Here is an 18290-nt window from a genome sequence, read left to right on the forward strand (position 1 = left end):
AGTTTTTCTTTCAACTACCATTCAAATATCATTCAAACACACTATTGTCATTCAAATAAAAATTATACAATCAGTTTTATTAAAACATATCACAATGAAAGAAGAAGATTTATCACTTATCAAGCGATATCCCATCGTGGAGTATCTTGAAAGGAAAGGCATCAAGCCTGTACGTAGAACACGAGTCTATGCGTTGTACCGCTCACCGCTGCGTGCAGAAACACATCCGAGTTTCAAGGTGGACACAGAGAAGAACCTTTGGATAGACTATGCCGAAGGCAGGGGCGGAAGTATCATCGACCTCTGTATGCGATTGGAGGGCTGCACGCTATCGGAAGCCATTTGCCGTTTGGGACAACAGACCGCTTCCGCTGATGAAACGTACAGCCTTCCAAGCAGCGAACCTCGTATCGGTTTCAATCAGACATCCACAAAACAAGCAAGCGAGACAAGGAGACTGATAAGCATATCAGACACCCTGCCGCCACATTTGCAGGAGTATCTTACAAAGGTACGCTGCATTGATTTGGAAAAGGCAAAGCCTTTCCTTAAATGTATCAGCTATGAGATAAGGGGAAGGCGCTATCAAGCCATCGGCTTTGCCAATCAATCAGGAGGGTATGAACTTCGGGATAATGGTTCGTTCAAGGGAACGATAGCTCCGAAGGATATTACTCTGATATTTACAGACAAACAGACAGAACACGCAATAGACAAACCGCTGCCAGTATGCGTGTTTGAGGGATTTATGGATTTCCTTTCTTTTCTTTCAATGAAAGAGGAGATAGCCAGCCACTGCCTTGTGATGAACTCCGTAAGCAATGTGGCAAGGACTGTCCGCTGTCTGAACGACCGACACCTGTCCCATATCCGTGCCTTCCTTGACAATGACGATGCAGGGCGGAGAACCGTGCAAGATTTTGTAAAGGTAGGTTTCAAGGTGGAGGATATGTCCGTACATTACAAAGGCTTCAAAGACCTCAACGAGTTTCATGTCAGCCGTATGCGTAAGCAGGAGCAGCAGAAAGTGCAGGAACAGAACACGGATGTTGGTTACAGAACAAAATCAAAACAAGGAATCAAAACAAGTCAAACATAAAATGAGATAAAAACATGGAAAAGCAAAAAGTCAGTAACGAGGGAATGGAGAATACAATCCATTCCGACAAGCAGTATTTTGGACTAAATCAGATAGAAAATTCGTCTGAACATATCATTGCCGAACTTCGGGCAAGGAAAGCAAGACTTATTCAAGAGCCTAACGAACAGGACACAGAGAACACTACGCACTCTGAACCTGCGCAGCATACAGAGAACGCAACCGTTCAAAGGCGCATCAGTGCCAAGATGAAACGGGAAACGCTCGAAGCCTACAAGCAAACCTACCTTGTCCCAACAAGACTGAGCAACCGAAAGGCGGTCTATCTAAGCCTAGAAACGCATGAGCGTGCCGACTTCATCGTGCGCAGATTGGGCGACAAGGGCAGCAACCTTTCAAGTTTCGTGGAGAACATCGTGCGCATTCATTTGGAGGAGTATGGTGAGGACATAGAGAAGTGGAGAAAGCTGTGAGGCACAGGAAAAGGGAGCGAGGACTTTTGGGAAAAGGGGCTATTATTCCACTCAAAACCCTCAACCCTTTTTTAGAGAACATATCAACAGACATTTGTCAAACATACTGAATGATGAGAACACCACGAACACAGTTAAACACGGAATGCACGGCATTCACTTTTTGACTACAAAACGCCTTGTGCGTAAACTGTCTATTTGGTAGCATTGCAAGACGTCAGTTTGTACCCACAAACTGCCCTTGCTCCCCTCGTTAGACTGTCGGGGAGATTAGACCGTAATCACTCCGTTCTCATCGGTCAGCATTCAGGAATTAAGAAATAACAAACCATCTACAATGATAAACTTTCAAGGAAACTTATATGAACAGATATAAAGGAAAAGCTGCCCGATGGCAGCAACAGGATAAGGAAGAGCAGAAGATGAACAAGACAGAGTTCATCAAGGTAAGATGCACCTTAGAGGAAAAGCAGCGTATTAAGTCAAAGGCAGAAAGTGCGGGGCGTAAATTCTCCGATTACTGTCGTGAGATACTCCTAAATGGAGAGGTGGCAGCCGTTCCCAAGGTGACAGACAATGAGAGGGAAGCCATTGCCATTCTCCAACATACAGGAAGGCTCTATGGGCAGATTTCCAATCTCATCAAGCTCAAGGACAAGGATTGGGTACATATTACAAAGAATCTTTCTCTATGTGCCAAAGAAGCATTTAAGCGATTTTACGACCCGCATTTTCGTGTGGACGATGAGGTATATAAGGTCTTAAATCTAACAAGAAATGATAGGAAAATGTAAGGCGATAGCACACGGCAGCACGGCTCTGGACTATATCTTCAGAGAGGGCAAGCTCGGCTATCGGCTTGCCTTCCACAATCTTTGCAGCAGGGAGCCAAAGACAATCTATGAGGAAATGAAAGTGGTCAGTGACTACAACAGCCGTTGCAGGAACAAGTTTCTCCGCATTGAAATCGGTATCGCACCACAAGACGAAAGAAAGCTACCTGTGTCAGAACTTATGCGGATAGCCCATTTGTTTGCCAAACGAATAGGACTTGACAACCACCAATGGGTGGCAGTAACGCACAAGGACACCGACAATAGGCATATTCACATCATCGCCAACCGCATCAGTCTGTATGGAGAAGTCTATGATACCACCTTTGTGAGCAATAGGGCTGTAAGGGTGGCAGAGGAAATCAGCAGGGAGAAAAACTTGACTATCGCAAAGGAGGTCAAGGCGAAAAAGCAGCATCAGGAGCCAAAAGCCAATCCAATAAGAGAGCAGACAAAACAGCAAGTACAACAAATCTGCTATGCCCTGCTTGACAAGTACAAAGGTATGGGTATTACTGGGCATTCCATGTTCCTTTACGATTTGAACAAGAACGGTATCGCAATAGAGCGCATGAAGAACAAGCAGGACAAGGTCTATGGTTTGAAGTTCTCATACGCAGGGCAATCCTTCAAGGCTTCCGAAATCGGCAGGGAGTTCGGCTACCATTCCTTGCAGAAGAACTTTGAAACAACCAACAAGGAAGAATCAAGGAAACCACATCTAACAGTACAAGAGCCTACAGAAAAGAAAGAACAATCTGATACAGGCTACCAACTTGTATCTCCAAGCCGCTCCTCTATCTCACGAGACAATGATACCTCACAAGTGCAGAATCCCATTGGTGCAGTGGCAGACACCATCGTTAGTGCAGCCGATGAAGCGGTGGAAGGGTTAGGCGATTTAATTACACCAAGTACACAAGGCAATGACTTAACCGAAGCTGCATGGCAGCGCAAACTCAGATACCAAGCTAACAGAAAGAAGAAACGTGGAAGGGGAATATAGCGCATAGCATACAAAAAGTGCATAATAAAGAATATCTCATCAAAAACGCTTGCTATTCGGTAACAAAGTATTATCTTTGCAAACAGAATAACAAGCGTTCTTTGTTAGGCAGAAAACAGCGAAGCCAAGTAGTTCGCTCGTTTCTAAATCGTTACCTATTTAGTTATACTAACAATGTAACTTCTTTATTTTCAATTAGATACATTTTGATAGCTGTCTTGAGGTGCAAGAGCAATGCTTTTGAAGGGTAAAAGCATGACAGTAGGCGTGAAAGTGCAATTTTGGGGGATGAAAAGAGCTTTTTTCCGTGCTGGAAAATCCTATTTTACAGAAAACTCGTGTTAAATAAATTTACTTGTTGGACATCGTCCAATGACCCATTTCAGGGTGCGCAAAAGCTGTGAAGAATGAAATGAAAACAGATTTATCCCAACTGCAATTTTAAGCTTTGGCATAGTTTGGAGAACTGTGGATTCTCCTTTTTGAGCATTTCAAAGATTTCGCGTTTCGAGTAAATCTTGGTCACTTCCTGGGCTTCAGCAAGGCGCAGGTTGATGTTGAGTTGCGCGTTTTTCAGCAGTGTGCGCATCTCTGCCAAGATGTTTTCCTTGTCATCTTGCAGCTGTTTGAGCAGAATGTCGTTGTCGATGACCACTTCTATGTTCGGGAAGTTGGTGATACGGGGCGTCAAGTTCTTCATGCGTTGCGCCAAACCTATCTTCTCTTGGGGCATTCGGTTGCACATCACCTTCCACTGTATCATCAGTTCTTGCTCGCTGAAGGCCGTGTTTTGTGCGGTTACTTTCTGTTCGGGTTTAGTTTGGTAAGATGGTTTTTTGCCGCCGTTACGCAGGTCGTTGAAGCTCATTCCTATGTCCGAGAGTGTCAGTCGCGGCCTTTGAGCGGCTGACTTACTTGTTGCAGCCGGTGTTGAAGTCGATGGTTGTTGTGCTGTTGTGATGGGGGTGTGGCGGGCATTTGCTGGAGACACCTTGCCTGTCTCTGAGCTCGCCACATGTTGATTGGTCTCGCCGCCCATCGCGGGAGCCAACTTTTTGAACAAGGGTTTTAAGCGTTTGGGGCTGCGCCCCGCCCCGTCGGAAGCGTCATCCGCCTGTGTCGCTTGCGCCACTTCGATGAGCGTGAGCTCCACCAACAGGCGTTTGTTGCTGCTCTGGCGGTAGTTCACGTCGCAGCGGTTCAGTATTTTCAACGCTTGGTATAAGAATTTGGTCGGGCATTTCTGCGCCTGTTGCTGGTATTTCTGTCGTTGTTGCTCGCTCACCTCCAGCAAAGGCAGTGTCTGCGCGTCCTTCGCCATGAGCACGTTGCGTATGTGCGAGGCCAGTCCGTTGGTGAGATGTCCGCCGTCGAAGCCTCTTGCGAGAATGGAGTTGAGCAGCACCATCACGTCGCTCACCTTGTTCTCGAGGCACAAGTCCACCATCTTGAAATAATTGTCTGCGTCCAGCACGTTGAGGTCTTGCAGCACTTTGTCGTACGTGATGTTGCCTTGGCAGAAGCTGGCAGCCTGATCGAAGACCGACAAGGCGTCGCGCATGCCGCCGTCAGCCTTCTCTGCGATGATGTTCAGGGCAGCGTCTTCGTAGGTGATGCCCTCTTGTTGAGCCACGTTTTTCAAGTGGTTGATGATGTCTGCAGTAGCCATCCGCTCGAAATCATATATCTGACAACGCGAGAGGATGGTAGGCAAAATCTTGTGTTTCTCGGTCGTTGCCAGGATGAAAATGACGTGTGCGGGCGGCTCTTCCAGCGTTTTGAGAAAGGCGTTGAAGGCCGATGTGGAGAGCATGTGCACCTCGTCGATGATGAATACCTTGTACTTGCCTACCTGTGGCGGTATGCGTGTTTGATCCATCAGCGACTTGATGTTCTCCACCGAGTTGTTGCTGGCGGCGTCAAGTTCAAAGATGTTGTACGACCTTTGCTCGTTGAAGGCCTGACAGCTCTCGCACTCGTTGCAGGCTTCACCATCTGCTGTGGGGTTCAGGCAGTTGATGGCTTTGGCAAAGATGCGTGCGCAGGTGGTCTTGCCGACACCGCGCGGGCCGCAGAACAGGTAGGCGTGAGCCAGCTTCCCGCTCTTTACGGCGTTTTTAAGGGTTGTGATAAGCGCGGATTGGCCAACGACAGCGTCAAAGGTCATCGGCCGGTATTTGCGCGCTGAAACAATGTAATCTTTCATTGTAGATGAATTTGTTTTGCAAAGATAGCAAAAAGATTAGACTTCCTTGGACTGCCCTGTTTGATTATTTGTTAATAAGATGAAATTATGACAGGTGCATTTTTCGTTTTCAATTATAATGTTTATTTTTGCAATCATTAAATCCTACCACTCTTGAAACGTGTCAATGTCATACTGAGCTTCGTCAATCACTATAAATACCTTATCGTGATTGTTGGCGGATTCCTTATTGTTGGAGTCCTTGATGAGAACAGTTTCATGAAACGTGTCCAACTGGAATGGCAAATCAGTGATTTGAAAGAAGATATCAACAAGTATAAATCGCTGAATGAAATCAACACGAAGAAGCTAAGAGAACTAAAGCGTAACCCCAGCGCCATCAAGAAGATAGCCCGAGAGAACTATTTCATGAAGGCCGATGATGAAGACATTTTCGTTTTGAGTGATGACCCTAAAACAGAACAACCACAATCGACAAATGAAACAACTCAATAAACTGCAGACCCTGATATTCCTTACCGGTGGGACTATGATGGTGGTTGGTGCCGGATGCTTCGCCCTGATGTGGCAGCAGAAAATCGCTTGTTGGATTTATCTTGCGGGCGCTTTGATGTTTGGCGTTATGCAGATGATGCAGGAATACCAAGGCAATAACTTCATCGTGAAGCGGCTGAAACGCATCATGAGCTTAGCCGACATCTTCTTCATCCTGTCTGGTTTCCTGATGGTGGACATGGTCTATCGCTTTCTGCAATCGGCCTTTGACAACTACCTGACGTACTATAACACCATTTATAACAAGTGGGTGGTTCTGCTGCTCATTGCGGCCATCCTGGAAATGTACACCATGCACCGCATTGAACATGAGTTGTCAAAAGAGGAATAGATGAGGCTCTGTATTCCAAAAAAATGCTAAAAGGAGCCTGTAAACAAATTAAATAGCATTAAATAATTTTGTTCACAGACAATACATATTATCTTTGCAGAAGATGGGCGGTGCCTCAGCAATTTCAAACAAGCTTGATTGCTTTCGGCTTGCGCCATCTTTGCAGAAGATGGGCGGTTAGGATTGTGTGTGAATGAGATTTCCCAGAGAATGCTGACAAGGTGCCCTGAAAGAAACAGAACAAGAATACGTATATGAATAAGATATTATACCTGCTTATTTCTCTTGTGGCGTTCACGTCATGTGCGAACAGCTATCATGTGCAAGGGTCATCCAACGTGACCGATTTGGATGGCAGAATGTTGTACCTCAAGGTGCTGCAAGATAACGATTTCAAAAAGATCGACTCCAGTGAAGTGGTACATGGGCAGTTTCAGTTCGCAGGAACATTGGACTCGGCTCGCATGGCCAACATCTTCATGGATGACAGGAGCGTGCTTACCTTCGTGTTGGAAGAGGGGGACATCAATATCAAAATCAACAACACCCAGCAGATTGTGAGCGGCACACCCTTGAATGACAAGCTGTTTAAGTTCTTCAATGAGTACAATCAGTTGAAGAGTCAGCAGGCCGAACTGGTGCATCGACATGACCAAGCCATCATGAATGGAAGCAACATGGATATGGTTAACGCGCAGCTCAATGCTGAAGCAGAAAGATTAAGTCAGCGGGAAGACCATCTGGTTACTACCTTCGTGACAGATAATTTCGATAATGTGTTGGGGCCAGGCGTGTTCTTCATGATGACTATCGGTAATCAATATCCCGAGCTGACCCCATGGATTGAGGACATCATGAGCAAGGCTACCAACCAATTCAAGAACAATCCGTACGTTAAAGATTACTATCAAAAGGCGCAGGAGAACGAACAAATCATGAATGGTTTGAAGGATGTGCCTGCTGCAGCCAGTCAATCGGTACCGAATGCACAGCAGCTTCCACCTCCGGCATCACCTGCTGATTTGGCGAAGCCTTCGGAAAAGACAGAGTAGAAACAAACCATAACCATGACAATAGCAATATACGGTGGAACAATCGTGAATGAAGGTAGGGCTTTCGAAGGCTCTGTGCTGATTAAAGATGACCGTATCACTGAAATCATTGAAGGAAAAAATGCTCCCTGTGGCCACTACGATAAGCATGTAGATGCCACAGGGTGTTTCGTATTACCAGGCATCATCGACGAACATGTGCACTTTCGTGAACCGGGATTGACGGCAAAAGCCGACATTGACAGTGAGAGCCGGGCAGCGGCTTACGGTGGTGTCACGTCTTTTTTCGACATGCCCAACACGGTTCCCCAAACCACTTCGCTGGAAACTTTGCAGGCTAAACACGAGTTGGGACGGCAGCATAGCCACGTCAATTATACCTTTATCTTCGGTGCGACCAATCAGAATGCCGACCTCATTCCAACACTCAACCCCCATCAAGTGCCGGCCATCAAGCTGTTCATGGGTGCCAGTACTGGCAATATGTTGGTAGACAGACGGGAAACATTGGAGCAAATCTTCCGTACTTGTCCATTCCCCATCATTGCACATTGCGAGGATTCAACGCTCATCAACGCCAACATGCAGGCCTACAAACAGCGGTTGGGGGAGCAGGTGGATATCTCTTTGCATCCCTTCATACGCAGTGAGGCAGCATGTTACAAGTCGGCTGCCTTGGCAGTGACATTGGCCAAAAAGTATGGAACACGCTTGCATGTGGCTCATCTCACCACTGCGAAGGAACTAACGTTCTTTGGTAGCGATGACAACATCACCGCCGAAGCCGTGATACCGCATTTGATGTTCTATGATGATGATTATAAAACCCTGAAAAGTCTAATCAAATGCAACCCTGCCATCAAGACAAAAGCCGACCGTGAGGCACTAAGAAGGGCGCTCACCACAGGAGAAATTCATACCGTAGCGACCGATCACGCACCGCATTTGCTGCCCGATAAGCAGGGAGGAGCATGCACTGCCGCTTCTGGCATGCCCATGGTACAATTCTCTTTGCCCACGATGTTGGAGTTGGTAGATGCAGGCGTGCTCACTATTGAGCGTTTGGTCACGTTGATGTGTCATCATCCAGCCCTGTTGTTCGACGTGAACGAACGGGGTTTCTTGCGCGAAAATTACAAAGCCGACATCACCATCGTCAAGCCAAACACGCCTTGGACGGTGACCGAATCCGTGATTCAGAGCAAGTGTAAGTGGAGTCCAATGACGGGACACACCTATCAATGGAAGGTTATGCAGACCTTCTGCAATGGTCATCTGGTCTATGATGATGGCGTGTTTGACGAGGATTATCGGGGTGAGGCCCTGTGTTTCCGACGATAACTTTCGTCCGCAGTCCACTCACTCAATAGCTTATCTGTTGCCACATCGACCCTATGATTGCAAGAATATTCATCTTTCTTCTCTTTCTCATTATCCTTCCGGATGTGTATCTTGACCTGCATTACCTGCGGAAGAAGAAAAAATACACCTGGTGGAAGCGTCTTTTATGGTGGCTTCCCGCTCTCTTGATGCTGGCTTACACCATCAAGATGGCCATCGAACCTAACTTCATCCCCGACAATCCGGCTTGGATTGACAACTATCTGTTGCTGCTTTGCCTGCTCATTGTGCCAAAAGCGATGTTTTCCATCTGTTCGGTTATCGGACTGTTCTTTTGCCGATTGCGCAAAACACGTCGCAACTGGGGCAACCTGGTGGGGCTCGTTCTGAGTTTGTTGCTCATCTATATTTTTGTTTATGGGTCTACCTTCGGCTTCAGAAAGCTGAAAGTGAAACATGTAGAGGTCACCTTCAAGGATCTGCCCGCATCGTTTGACGGCTATCGCATCGTGCATTGGTCCGATGCGCATGTGGGGAGTTATCTCAAATCACGCCGCCCTATCTTGGAACGAGCCGTTGACAGTATTCAGGCACAGCAAGCCGACATGGTGGTCTTCACGGGTGACTTGCAAAACATTCAACCCTCAGAACTCTATCCGTTTGTCGGACTTTTCAAATCCATTAAGGCGAAAGATGGCGTTTATTCCGTTCTGGGAAACCATGATTACAGTGGATATATCCATGCCGATGCCGCCGTCAAGGTGGCCAATGAGCGTGAAACCATTTCTCGTCAGCGGCAATGTGGATGGACTGTCTTGCTGAATGAGAATCGTTCCATCTACAGAGGTCGCGATTCCATCGTCATCGCTGGTGAGGAGAACGATGGACTTCCACCGCATCCGGCACGTGGCAACATCCACCAAACCTTGCGTGGTGTGGGCGATGATGCCTTTGTTGTGATGCTTCAGCACGATCCATCGGCATGGCGACGGCACATCCTACCCGAGTCGAAAGCACAACTCACGCTCAGCGGACACACCCATGGCGGACAGATAAGCGTGTTGGGCATCCGCCCCTCCAAGTTCAAGTATGCCGAAGACTGGGGGCTTTACCATGAGGGAAACCGTTTCCTTTATGTGACAGCCGGACTGGGTGGACTTATTCCTTTTCGCTTTGGTGTGCCGGCAGAAATTGTAGTCGTCACCCTGCATCGACAGAAATAATCAGAAAAAACATGACGTATGAAGTATTTGTACCGCATCTATCAATTGTTCATCGCAGCACCCATCATCGCTGTCTTCACCCTGCTCACGGCATTGGTCGTCACCATTGGGTGCACGCTTGGTGACGGACATTTCTGGGGTTATTATCCTGGACGATGGTGGGGGCAGCTGGTTGTTCGTGTGCTGCTGTTGCCCGTGAAGGTAGAAGGACGTGAACATCTGGAGCCGAAACGTTCTTATGTCTTCGTTAGCAACCATCAAGGAGCTTTCGACATCTTCCTGATTTATGGATTCTTAGGGCGCAATTTCAAGTGGATGATGAAGCATCAGCTGCGCAAGATGCCCTTCATCGGACGCGCTTGTGCAGCGGCACACCATATTTTTGTGGACAAACGCAGTCCCAGTAAGGTCAAAGAAACCTATGACAAGGCACACGAGACGCTGCAAGATGGCATGTCGCTTGTGGTTTTCCCAGAGGGTTCGCGCACGTTCACGGGTCACATGGCTACTTTTAAGCGGGGGGCTTTCATGCTGGCCAACGACCTTCAACTGCCCGTTGTGCCATTGACCATCAACGGATCTTTCAATGTCATGCCTCGCATGCGTGATATGAAATGGGTATCCTGGCACCCCTTGCAACTGACCATTCACGAACCTATCGCGCCAAAGGCATGTGATGCCGGGCATATCAGTCAGACCATCGATGAGAGCTATCAAGCCATCATGAGTGCCTTGGTTCCCGAATATCAGGGTTTTGTCGAGAATCCTGATCAGTAAACTGCATGCGCGACAACAGCTGTCGACTGTAAAAATGCCGTGAAATGTTTTTGCATATCTCACTAATTCCACTACCTTTGCATAAGACAGGCATCGCCTCCGCAATTGCAAGCCAGCTTGATTGCGTTCGGTTCGCACTCATTTTTCACCACTTCTTGAACCCATAAAATAACAAAACTATGAACAAAACCGACAGCATCGTCATCATTCCGACGTACAATGAGAAAGAGAACATGGAGAAAATCATCCGTGCCGTCTTCGCGTTGGACAAGTGTTTTCATATTCTGGTCATCGATGACGGCAGTCCGGACGGCACCGCAGCCATCGTTCATAGGCTGATGCAAGCCGAGTTCGCCGACCGATTGTTTATCATCGAACGATCGGGTAAGCTGGGGTTGGGCACGGCTTACATCACTGGATTCAAGTGGGCACTGCAACATCAATATGACTACATCTTCGAGATGGATGCCGACTTCAGTCACGACCCCAATGACCTTCCGCGCCTGTACGCCGCCTGTCACGACGAGGGATACGACCTTTCCATTGGCTCACGCTACGTCAGTGGTGTTAATGTAGTGAACTGGCCCATCGGAAGAGTGCTGATGAGCTACTTCGCCTCCAAGTACGTCCGGTTGATGACGGGCTTCAACGTGCATGATACAACGGCCGGATTCAAGTGCTACAAACGCCGTGTTCTTGAAACAATCCCATTGGATGAGGTTCGTTTCAAGGGCTATGGCTTCCAGATTGAGATGAAATACACCGCCTACAAAATAGGGTTCAAAATAAAAGAGGTGCCGGTGGTCTTCGTCAATCGTCGTGAGGGCGTGAGCAAAATGAGTGGTGGTATCTTTGGCGAGGCCTTTTTTGGCGTGATGCGTTTGCGCTTGGATGGCTGGTTGCGCAAATATCCACCCATGCCCATGGATTGAGCTGACTCGCATGATGGTAACCTGTTGGTTTACAGCTCGATGCAGATCATGAATGAATAGCATTGACTTTGGTCACCAAAAGCATTGACTTTGCCCCCCAATCTCATTGACTTTGAGGTCCAAAGTCAATGGGATTGGAAGGCGAGTGCATGGTCAATGGAAAGTTGCTGCATTTTTTTTCAAATTAAATTTACCCATCGTTTTCTTTGGTTGCAACCTACAAATACACTATCTTTGAACAGAAATAAATTTGATTAAGCAAAAGTCCATGCAACCAGGATTTTGGCAAGAGATTGAACACTTGTACCAGAAGTTTCAGCAACTTGGTATCAGTGAAGCGGTAGACTATGAGAAGTACTACCTCTATTCGTTGATTGCCCACTCTACAGCGATTGAGGGTTCAACACTCACCGAAACGGAGGCGCAGCTGCTTTTCGATGAGGGATTGACTGCGAAAGGCAAACCTTTGGTGCATCATTTGATGAACGAAGACCTGAAGAAGGCGTATGAGCTTGCCAAAGCAGAAGCCAAAAGCCGTGTGCCTGTAGACGCTTCGTTCTTGCAAAAGCTGAATGCGACATTGATGCGTACGACAGGCAGTGTTTATCATGTGATGGGAGGCTCTTTCGATGCATCCAAAGGTGAGTTCCGCTTGTGTGGCGTTACGGCTGGAATGGGTGGGCGTTCTTATATGAGTTATCAGAAAGTGCCTGCCAAAGTGAACGAGCTTTGCGCTTTGTTGCAAGAAAAGCAGAAGAAAACGGTTACATTTCGGGAACAATACGAGTTAAGTTTCAATGCCCATTTTAACTTAGCGACCATTCATCCGTGGGTTGATGGAAATGGAAGAACAGCACGCCTGTTGATGAATTACATTCAGTTTTGCTACAACCTTTTTCCAACTAAGATATTCAAGGAAGATAGAGAAGCATATATTTCGGCCTTGCGGCAGTCACGGGAGGAAGATGTAAATCAGCCGTTCCTCGACTTTATGGCTGGGCAGTTAAAGAAATCGCTCTCATTGGAGATTGAGCGGTTCAATGCTTCGCAGAATATCAGTTATAGTTTTCTGTTTTAATTGTTGCTCTTATCAGTGGCAACCGCTGTTGTAATAACGAAGTTGCAGCTACTGGTTGGATATAACCCATGCTTTTGTCCATTATTCCAGCTTATTTCATTACCTTTGTATGCTCAACGCATTTGCGATGAATATACAAGACATTCAACAACTGTATGGAGCGTCGCCACAGGCCGGAGCGCTCCGGAAGGCACTGGAAGACAAGTCGGTGAAGACCGTTTTCCTGCAGGGGCTCATGGCTTCTGCCGCCCCCATGCTGTTCGCCGGAATGGCCAGGCAGCTGTCCAAAACCATTCTTTTCATTCTTCAGGATGCCGATGAGGCTGGCTATTTCTATCACGACCTGACGCAGACGCTTGGCAATCAGCAGGTGCTGTATTTCCCATCGTCATACCGTAGGGCCGTGAAGTATGGGCAACGGGATGCCGCCAACGAGATATTGCGCACCGAGGTGTTGTCCAAGCTGGCGGCGGGCAAGCCCCTTTACATCGTCGCCTCACCCGAATCGCTGTGCGAACTGGTGGTGTCAAAGCAAAAACTGGACGAGGGTACCATCAAGCTGAACGTGGGACAGACAGTCGACCCCATGCAACTGAAAAAAAACTTGCTGACATTTGGGTTTCAAGAGGTGGACTATGTGTACGAACCTGGGCAGTTTGCCGTGCGCGGAAGCATTGTAGACGTCTATTCATTCAGTAGTGAATGGCCTTTGCGAATCGACTTCTTTGGAGATGAGATAGATACTATTCGCACCTTTGACGTACAAGACCAGCTGTCTAAGGACAAGCAAACGGCAATAGAAATTGTACCCCAACTGGCCAATGCGGATAGTGATAAGGTGTCGTTCCTGCACTTCTTGCCCGCCAACGCGCTGTTGGTGATGAAAGATTTCACCTACGTTCATGACACTATCGACCGCGTTTACAATGAAGGTTTCGCATCGCAGGTGGTTCAAGAGCGCATGGAAGGAGCCACAGAGGTGGAGCAGCAGGAGATTATTCGCACGCTGCGAAGAGAACAGCAACTGATTACGGCACGACAATTCGCACACGATGTGGCTGGCTTTCAATGTATCCAGTTCGGGACGCAGCCATCCATTGCGCCACAGGCCACCATCACCTTCAGCATCACGCCGCAACCCTTGTTTCATAAGAATTTTGACTTACTGCGCAAAACTTTTGAAGACTATGCGCTCCAAGGGTATGTTTTGTACATCTTTGCCGATAGCAAGAAGCAGGTGGAGCGTCTTCGCGAGATTCTGGAAGCCACATCCGATGCTGCCCTGCGTGACGACAATGGCGCCCCAAGAGCATCATCGCGGCTCCAAGAACCGCTCTCCTTGAAGGGCACGGGCGATGCCTCGCTGCACGAAGGGTTTGTAGATAACAACCTGAAGATATGCTGTTTCACTGATCACCAGATATTTGAACGCTTCCATAAGTACAACCTCAAGTCGGACAAGGCGCGGGCTGGCAAGATGGCACTCACGCTCAAGGAGCTTCAGGAGATGCAGCCGGGCGACTTCATCGTGCATGTTGACTTTGGTATTGGTAAGTTTGGAGGTTTGGTGAGAGTTCCTACAGGCAATACGTATCAAGAGATGATTCGCATCATCTATCAGCGCAATGACATCGTAGACGTGTCCATCCACTCGCTGTACAAAATCTCCAAGTATCGTCGTAGCGACACTGGCGAACCTCCTCGCTTGTCTACATTGGGAACGGGTGCGTGGGAACGGCTCAAAGAGAAGGCGAAGAAGCGCATCAAGGACATCGCGCGCGACCTCATCAAGCTCTACGCTAAGCGTCGACATGAAAAGGGTTTTTCGTTTAGTGCGGATACCTTTATGCAACAAGAATTGGAAGCCAGCTTCTTATACGAGGAAACTCCAGACCAAGTGAAGGCAACGGCAGAGGTGAAAGGCGACATGGAGAAAGCACGTCCCATGGACCGTTTGGTGTGTGGCGACGTAGGGTTTGGCAAGACAGAGGTTGCCATTCGTGCGGCGTTCAAGGCAGCTTGCGACTCCAAGCAGGTGGCAGTGCTGGTGCCAACCACGGTGCTTGCTTTCCAACACTATAAGACTTTCAAGGAACGATTACAGGGCATGCCCGTGAATGTGGACTATCTTTCCCGTGCTCGAACGGCGAAACAGTCTCATCGGGTGTTGGAGGATTTGGCGGCAGGGCGCATCGACATCATCATCGGAACGCATAAGTTGTTGGGCAAGTCGGTGAAGTGGCACGATTTAGGTCTGCTCATCATCGATGAAGAACAGAAGTTCGGAGTGTCCACAAAGGAGAAACTTCGCAAGCTGAAGACCAACGTTGACACGCTTACCATGTCGGCAACGCCCATTCCTCGCACCCTGCAATTCTCGTTAATGGGTGCGCGCGACATGAGTATTATGCGCACGCCGCCTCCCAATCGCTATCCCATTCACACGGAGATAGGTACGTTTGGACACGAAATCATCACCGATGCCATCAACTTTGAGATGAGCCGAAACGGACAAGTGTATTTTGTGAACGACCGCATCTCTACGCTGTCCGAGATTGAGAAGATGATTCTAAAATATGTACCCGATTGCCGCGTGGCGATTGGGCATGGACAGATGCCGCCCGAACAGTTGGAGAATATCTTGATAGATTTCATGAATCATGATTACGATGTGTTGCTCTCAACCTCTATTATCGAGAATGGTATTGACATCAGTAATGCCAATACCATCATCATCAACAATGCTCATCGCGTCGGATTGTCAGACCTTCATCAAATGAGGGGACGTGTGGGGCGAAGCAATCGCAAAGCCTTTTGCTACCTGTTGGCACCTCCTAAATCGGTTCTTACGCCCGAAGCGCGCCGACGACTCGAAGCTTTGGAAACGTTTTCTGAATTGGGTAGCGGGTTCAACATCGCCATGCAAGACTTGGATATTCGTGGGGCAGGAAATCTGTTAGGAGCAGAACAGAGCGGTTTCATGGAGGATTTGGGGTACGAAACGTATCAAAAAATCCTCTCACAAGCAGTTACCGAATTGCGTAATGACGAGTTCAGCGATCTGTACGAAGAATCTATTGCACGTGGAGAAGTGGTATCGGGAGCCGATTTCGTGGATGATTGTGCCGTGGAGAGTGATTTGGAAATGTATTTCCCCGATAGTTATGTGCCGGGAAGCAGTGAGCGCATGTTGTTGTATCGCGAGTTGGATAGTATTGAAGATGATAACGAACTGGCGGCCTATCGGCAGCGGTTGATCGATCGTTTTGGTCCCATTCCCCACGAAGGAGAAGAACTCATGAATGTTGTTGCCTTGCGCCGCGTGGGCAAACGCTTGGGATGTGAGAAGCTTATGCTAAAACAAGGCAGAATGATTTTGCAGTTTGTCAGCAATCCCATGAGTGCATATTACAAGAGCAAGGCGTTTGATAGCGTGCTCAACTACATTGCCCAGCATGCCCGTCGCTGCGACTTAAAGGAGGTGAAGGGCAGGCGAATGCTGCATGTGAGCAACGTTTCGAGTGTTGAAGAGGGCGTGAAGATACTTAGAGAGATAGAGGGCAGCGCATCTATGTGATAGATGAATGCTCCTTACAATTGTTCAGAAAAGTATTTCCACAAAGGAGCTATCATCAGTGCCTGCATGAAATCGCCATTCTTGAGCATTTCGAAGACTTTGGTTTTAGGCAGTAACTGAAACTCGATGTCTTCGGTCTTGTCCAAGTGTTGGCTGCTGATTGGTTCTACACCCTTTGCTAAAAAGCAGTGGCAAAGGTTGTTCATGGTGCTGGGATTGGGAGAGATGGTCATGAGTTTGCTCCATGTTCCTCCACCAAAGCCTGTCTCTTCTTGCAGTTCTCGCTTGGCAGCGTTGAGCGGTTCTTCGTCTTTTTCTATCACGCCAGCACAAATTTCATTCGACACAATGCCCAATCCGTGTCGCCATTGGCGTTCAATAATCAAGTTTCCCTCGCTGTCTTCTGCTATAACATTTACCCAATCGGGATATTCCAGCACATAGTATTCGTCATGAATAATGCCGTTTGGCAGTTTTACCTCGTCTCGACGAGCCGTGAGCCACGGTCGCTTGATGATGTAATCAGACTTTAATGTTTTCCATTTCTCAATAGACATGATTTGATGTGTTTTGATGATTTGATGGCTCTTTCGCCAAACTTAGTCCCACGACATAGCCCATTGTCCATGCCGCTTGTAGGTTAAATCCCCCCGTGATGCCGTCGACATCAACCACTTCGCCTGCAAAAAACAAATTTGGACATGCCTTGCTCTCTAACGTAGTAAGGTTGATGCTCTTCAAACTGATACCGCCACAGGTAACAAACTCTTCTTTCCAAGTACCTTTTCCTGCTACGGTGTATGTGTCGTTGGTGAGAGTTTCAGTCAACTTATGGATACTTTTGCTTCCCAACTCATTCCACTTTTGCTGAACGGAGAATCCTGCTCGCTCAATCAAATAGTTCCACAAGCGTGCGGACAACATGTAAGGGCGGACGGAGCTCAGTTGCTTTTGTGCATTCGCCATGGCGGTTTGACGTAGCGTGTCTGCAACAATTTGAGTGTTGGTGGTGTGAATCCAGTTTACTGAAACATGAAACTGATAGTCGCATTCGTTGAGTATTCGGGCGGCATAAGCCGACAATTTGAGCGTTGATGGTCCGCTCAATCCCCAATGCGTGATAAGTAGTGTGCCTTCACTTCGCAGTTTTGTGCCGGGAATGGATAGATAGACGGGGGCTACACAGGTTCCCATTAGTTCTGTAAGGCGTTGCTCTTTAATGCTGAATGTAAACAGTGAAGCACATGGCGGTTCTATTTTGTGTCCAATGTCCGACAGATATTGCAGTTGTTCCGCATGCGGTGAGCCTCCTGCCGTGATAGCTACACGGTTAAAAACCAATGGCTCTTGCCGTGCGAAATACAACTTGATGTCTCCATTTTCCAATGGAGTAATCTTCTTTACACAATGCTCTGTATAGATGTTCACGCCCCATTGATGCGCCAATCCCACCAAGCAATCGATGACAGATTGTGATGTTTGTGATTGTGGAAACACGCATTGGTCAGCCTGTGTGGTGAGTTTAACCCCATTATCCTCAAACCATTGATAAGCATCTTGATAGCTAAAGACCTTAAACAAGCGTTTCATGAGTTTGTCACCACGTGGATATGCCTGCTTCAAGTCGGTTACTTGTGCGAACGAGTTTGTGATGTTGCAACGCCCACCACCTGTCACAGCCACTTTCGCCAACACCTTTTTCCCTTTCTCAAAGATGCAGACGTTGGCATTCGGCATTTGTCTTTTGGCGGTGATGGCAGCCATGAAGCCAGCTGCCCCACCACCAATAACGGCAATACTGAGCATG

Annotated in this window: 16 protein-coding genes; 13 read left to right on the forward strand and 3 right to left on the reverse strand. The window is 47.7% G+C overall.

Features of this window, described 5'->3' with window-relative positions:
* Positions 1-94 precede the first annotated feature (94 nt).
* The 4 genes from HMPREF1254_RS02350 (at position 95) to HMPREF1254_RS02365 (ending at position 3411) form a co-directional block, all read left to right on the forward strand.
* Complete coding sequence (locus tag HMPREF1254_RS02350) at positions 95-1099, forward strand: toprim domain-containing protein (protein ID WP_408939360.1); 1005 nt, start codon at positions 95-97, stop codon at positions 1097-1099.
* A 14-nt stretch (positions 1100-1113) separates the two neighbouring features.
* A complete protein-coding gene (locus tag HMPREF1254_RS02355; protein WP_036877918.1) occupies positions 1114-1572 on the forward strand; it encodes a DUF3408 domain-containing protein in 459 nt (152 codons plus the stop codon).
* Between the two features lie 362 nt (positions 1573-1934).
* Positions 1935-2366, forward strand: a complete 432-nt coding sequence (locus HMPREF1254_RS02360; protein WP_023057159.1) for a plasmid mobilization protein — start codon at positions 1935-1937, stop codon at positions 2364-2366.
* Positions 2350-3411, forward strand: a complete 1062-nt coding sequence (locus tag HMPREF1254_RS02365) for a relaxase/mobilization nuclease domain-containing protein (protein ID WP_023057004.1) — start codon at positions 2350-2352, stop codon at positions 3409-3411. The genes HMPREF1254_RS02360 and HMPREF1254_RS02365 overlap by 17 nt, the downstream gene beginning before the upstream one ends.
* A gap of 424 nt (positions 3412-3835) precedes the next feature.
* Here the strand turns inward: HMPREF1254_RS02365 and HMPREF1254_RS02370 are convergent, their stop codons facing one another.
* Positions 3836-5617, reverse strand: a complete 1782-nt coding sequence (locus tag HMPREF1254_RS02370) for a DNA polymerase III subunit gamma/tau (RefSeq protein WP_023056995.1) — start codon at positions 5615-5617, stop codon at positions 3836-3838.
* Positions 5618-5770: 153 nt separating this feature from the next.
* On the opposite strand from HMPREF1254_RS02370, the gene HMPREF1254_RS02375 reads away from it, so the two are divergent.
* From HMPREF1254_RS02375 to mfd, 9 genes are all read left to right on the forward strand, one after another.
* Positions 5771-6112 carry an FtsB family cell division protein gene (locus HMPREF1254_RS02375; protein ID WP_036874787.1) on the forward strand — a complete coding sequence of 114 codons (342 nt, stop codon included), beginning with the start codon at positions 5771-5773 and terminating at the stop codon, positions 6110-6112.
* Positions 6096-6503 carry a hypothetical protein gene (locus tag HMPREF1254_RS02380; RefSeq protein ID WP_036877921.1) on the forward strand — a complete coding sequence of 136 codons (408 nt, stop codon included), beginning with the start codon at positions 6096-6098 and terminating at the stop codon, positions 6501-6503. Before HMPREF1254_RS02375 ends, HMPREF1254_RS02380 begins: the two co-directional genes overlap by 17 nt.
* Positions 6504-6757: 254 nt before the next feature.
* Positions 6758-7555: a DUF4369 domain-containing protein gene (locus tag HMPREF1254_RS02385; protein ID WP_023057151.1), complete on the forward strand. Its 798-nt coding sequence runs from the start codon at positions 6758-6760 to the stop codon at positions 7553-7555.
* 15 nt (positions 7556-7570) lie between these two features.
* Positions 7571-8896, forward strand: a complete 1326-nt coding sequence (locus HMPREF1254_RS02390) for a dihydroorotase (RefSeq protein ID WP_023057076.1) — start codon at positions 7571-7573, stop codon at positions 8894-8896.
* A 53-nt stretch (positions 8897-8949) separates the two neighbouring features.
* Complete coding sequence (locus HMPREF1254_RS02395) at positions 8950-10119, forward strand: metallophosphoesterase (protein ID WP_023057021.1); 1170 nt, start codon at positions 8950-8952, stop codon at positions 10117-10119.
* An 18-nt stretch (positions 10120-10137) separates the two neighbouring features.
* The gene (locus tag HMPREF1254_RS02400) at positions 10138-10896 is read left to right on the forward strand and encodes a lysophospholipid acyltransferase family protein (protein ID WP_023057017.1); all 759 of its coding nucleotides are present in this window, start codon (positions 10138-10140) and stop codon (positions 10894-10896) included.
* A 179-nt stretch (positions 10897-11075) separates the two neighbouring features.
* Positions 11076-11828 carry a polyprenol monophosphomannose synthase gene (locus HMPREF1254_RS02405; RefSeq protein ID WP_023057001.1) on the forward strand — a complete coding sequence of 251 codons (753 nt, stop codon included), beginning with the start codon at positions 11076-11078 and terminating at the stop codon, positions 11826-11828.
* A gap of 268 nt (positions 11829-12096) precedes the next feature.
* Complete coding sequence (locus HMPREF1254_RS02410) at positions 12097-12906, forward strand: Fic family protein (protein ID WP_023057104.1); 810 nt, start codon at positions 12097-12099, stop codon at positions 12904-12906.
* Between the two features lie 127 nt (positions 12907-13033).
* On the forward strand, positions 13034-16483 hold the full coding sequence (gene mfd / locus HMPREF1254_RS02415) for a transcription-repair coupling factor (protein ID WP_036877945.1): 3450 nt from the start codon (positions 13034-13036) through the stop codon (positions 16481-16483).
* Positions 16484-16497: 14 nt separating this feature from the next.
* Here the strand turns inward: mfd and HMPREF1254_RS02420 are convergent, their stop codons facing one another.
* Both HMPREF1254_RS02420 and HMPREF1254_RS02425 read right to left on the reverse strand, forming a co-directional pair.
* On the reverse strand, positions 16498-17040 hold the full coding sequence (locus HMPREF1254_RS02420) for an NUDIX hydrolase (protein ID WP_023057102.1): 543 nt from the start codon (positions 17038-17040) through the stop codon (positions 16498-16500).
* A complete protein-coding gene (locus HMPREF1254_RS02425) occupies positions 17030-18289 on the reverse strand; it encodes an NAD(P)/FAD-dependent oxidoreductase (RefSeq protein WP_036877926.1) in 1260 nt (419 codons plus the stop codon). Before HMPREF1254_RS02425 ends, HMPREF1254_RS02420 begins: the two co-directional genes overlap by 11 nt.
* Position 18290: the final 1 nt, after the last annotated feature.

Source organism: Prevotella sp. BV3P1, from assembly GCF_000479005.1.
Lineage (GTDB): Bacteria > Bacteroidota > Bacteroidia > Bacteroidales > Bacteroidaceae > Prevotella.

Bases quoted from the DNA above. Each gene is read 5' to 3' on its own strand.
- HMPREF1254_RS02350 (WP_408939360.1), top strand. From the start codon at position 95: ATGAAAGAAGAAGATTTATCACTTATCAAGCGATATCCCATCGTGGAG.
- HMPREF1254_RS02355 (WP_036877918.1), top strand. From the start codon at position 1,114: ATGGAAAAGCAAAAAGTCAGTAACGAGGGAATGGAGAATACAATCCAT.
- HMPREF1254_RS02360 (WP_023057159.1), top strand. From the start codon at position 1,935: ATGAACAGATATAAAGGAAAAGCTGCCCGATGGCAGCAACAGGATAAG.
- HMPREF1254_RS02365 (WP_023057004.1), top strand. From the start codon at position 2,350: ATGATAGGAAAATGTAAGGCGATAGCACACGGCAGCACGGCTCTGGAC.
- HMPREF1254_RS02370 (WP_023056995.1), bottom strand. From the start codon at position 5,617: ATGAAAGATTACATTGTTTCAGCGCGCAAATACCGGCCGATGACCTTT.
- HMPREF1254_RS02380 (WP_036877921.1), top strand. From the start codon at position 6,096: ATGAAACAACTCAATAAACTGCAGACCCTGATATTCCTTACCGGTGGG.
- HMPREF1254_RS02385 (WP_023057151.1), top strand. From the start codon at position 6,758: ATGAATAAGATATTATACCTGCTTATTTCTCTTGTGGCGTTCACGTCA.
- HMPREF1254_RS02390 (WP_023057076.1), top strand. From the start codon at position 7,571: ATGACAATAGCAATATACGGTGGAACAATCGTGAATGAAGGTAGGGCT.
- HMPREF1254_RS02395 (WP_023057021.1), top strand. From the start codon at position 8,950: ATGATTGCAAGAATATTCATCTTTCTTCTCTTTCTCATTATCCTTCCG.
- HMPREF1254_RS02400 (WP_023057017.1), top strand. From the start codon at position 10,138: ATGAAGTATTTGTACCGCATCTATCAATTGTTCATCGCAGCACCCATC.
- HMPREF1254_RS02405 (WP_023057001.1), top strand. From the start codon at position 11,076: ATGAACAAAACCGACAGCATCGTCATCATTCCGACGTACAATGAGAAA.
- HMPREF1254_RS02410 (WP_023057104.1), top strand. From the start codon at position 12,097: ATGCAACCAGGATTTTGGCAAGAGATTGAACACTTGTACCAGAAGTTT.
- mfd (WP_036877945.1), top strand. From the start codon at position 13,034: ATGAATATACAAGACATTCAACAACTGTATGGAGCGTCGCCACAGGCC.
- HMPREF1254_RS02420 (WP_023057102.1), bottom strand. From the start codon at position 17,040: ATGTCTATTGAGAAATGGAAAACATTAAAGTCTGATTACATCATCAAG.
- HMPREF1254_RS02425 (WP_036877926.1), bottom strand. From the start codon at position 18,289: ATGCTCAGTATTGCCGTTATTGGTGGTGGGGCAGCTGGCTTCATGGCT.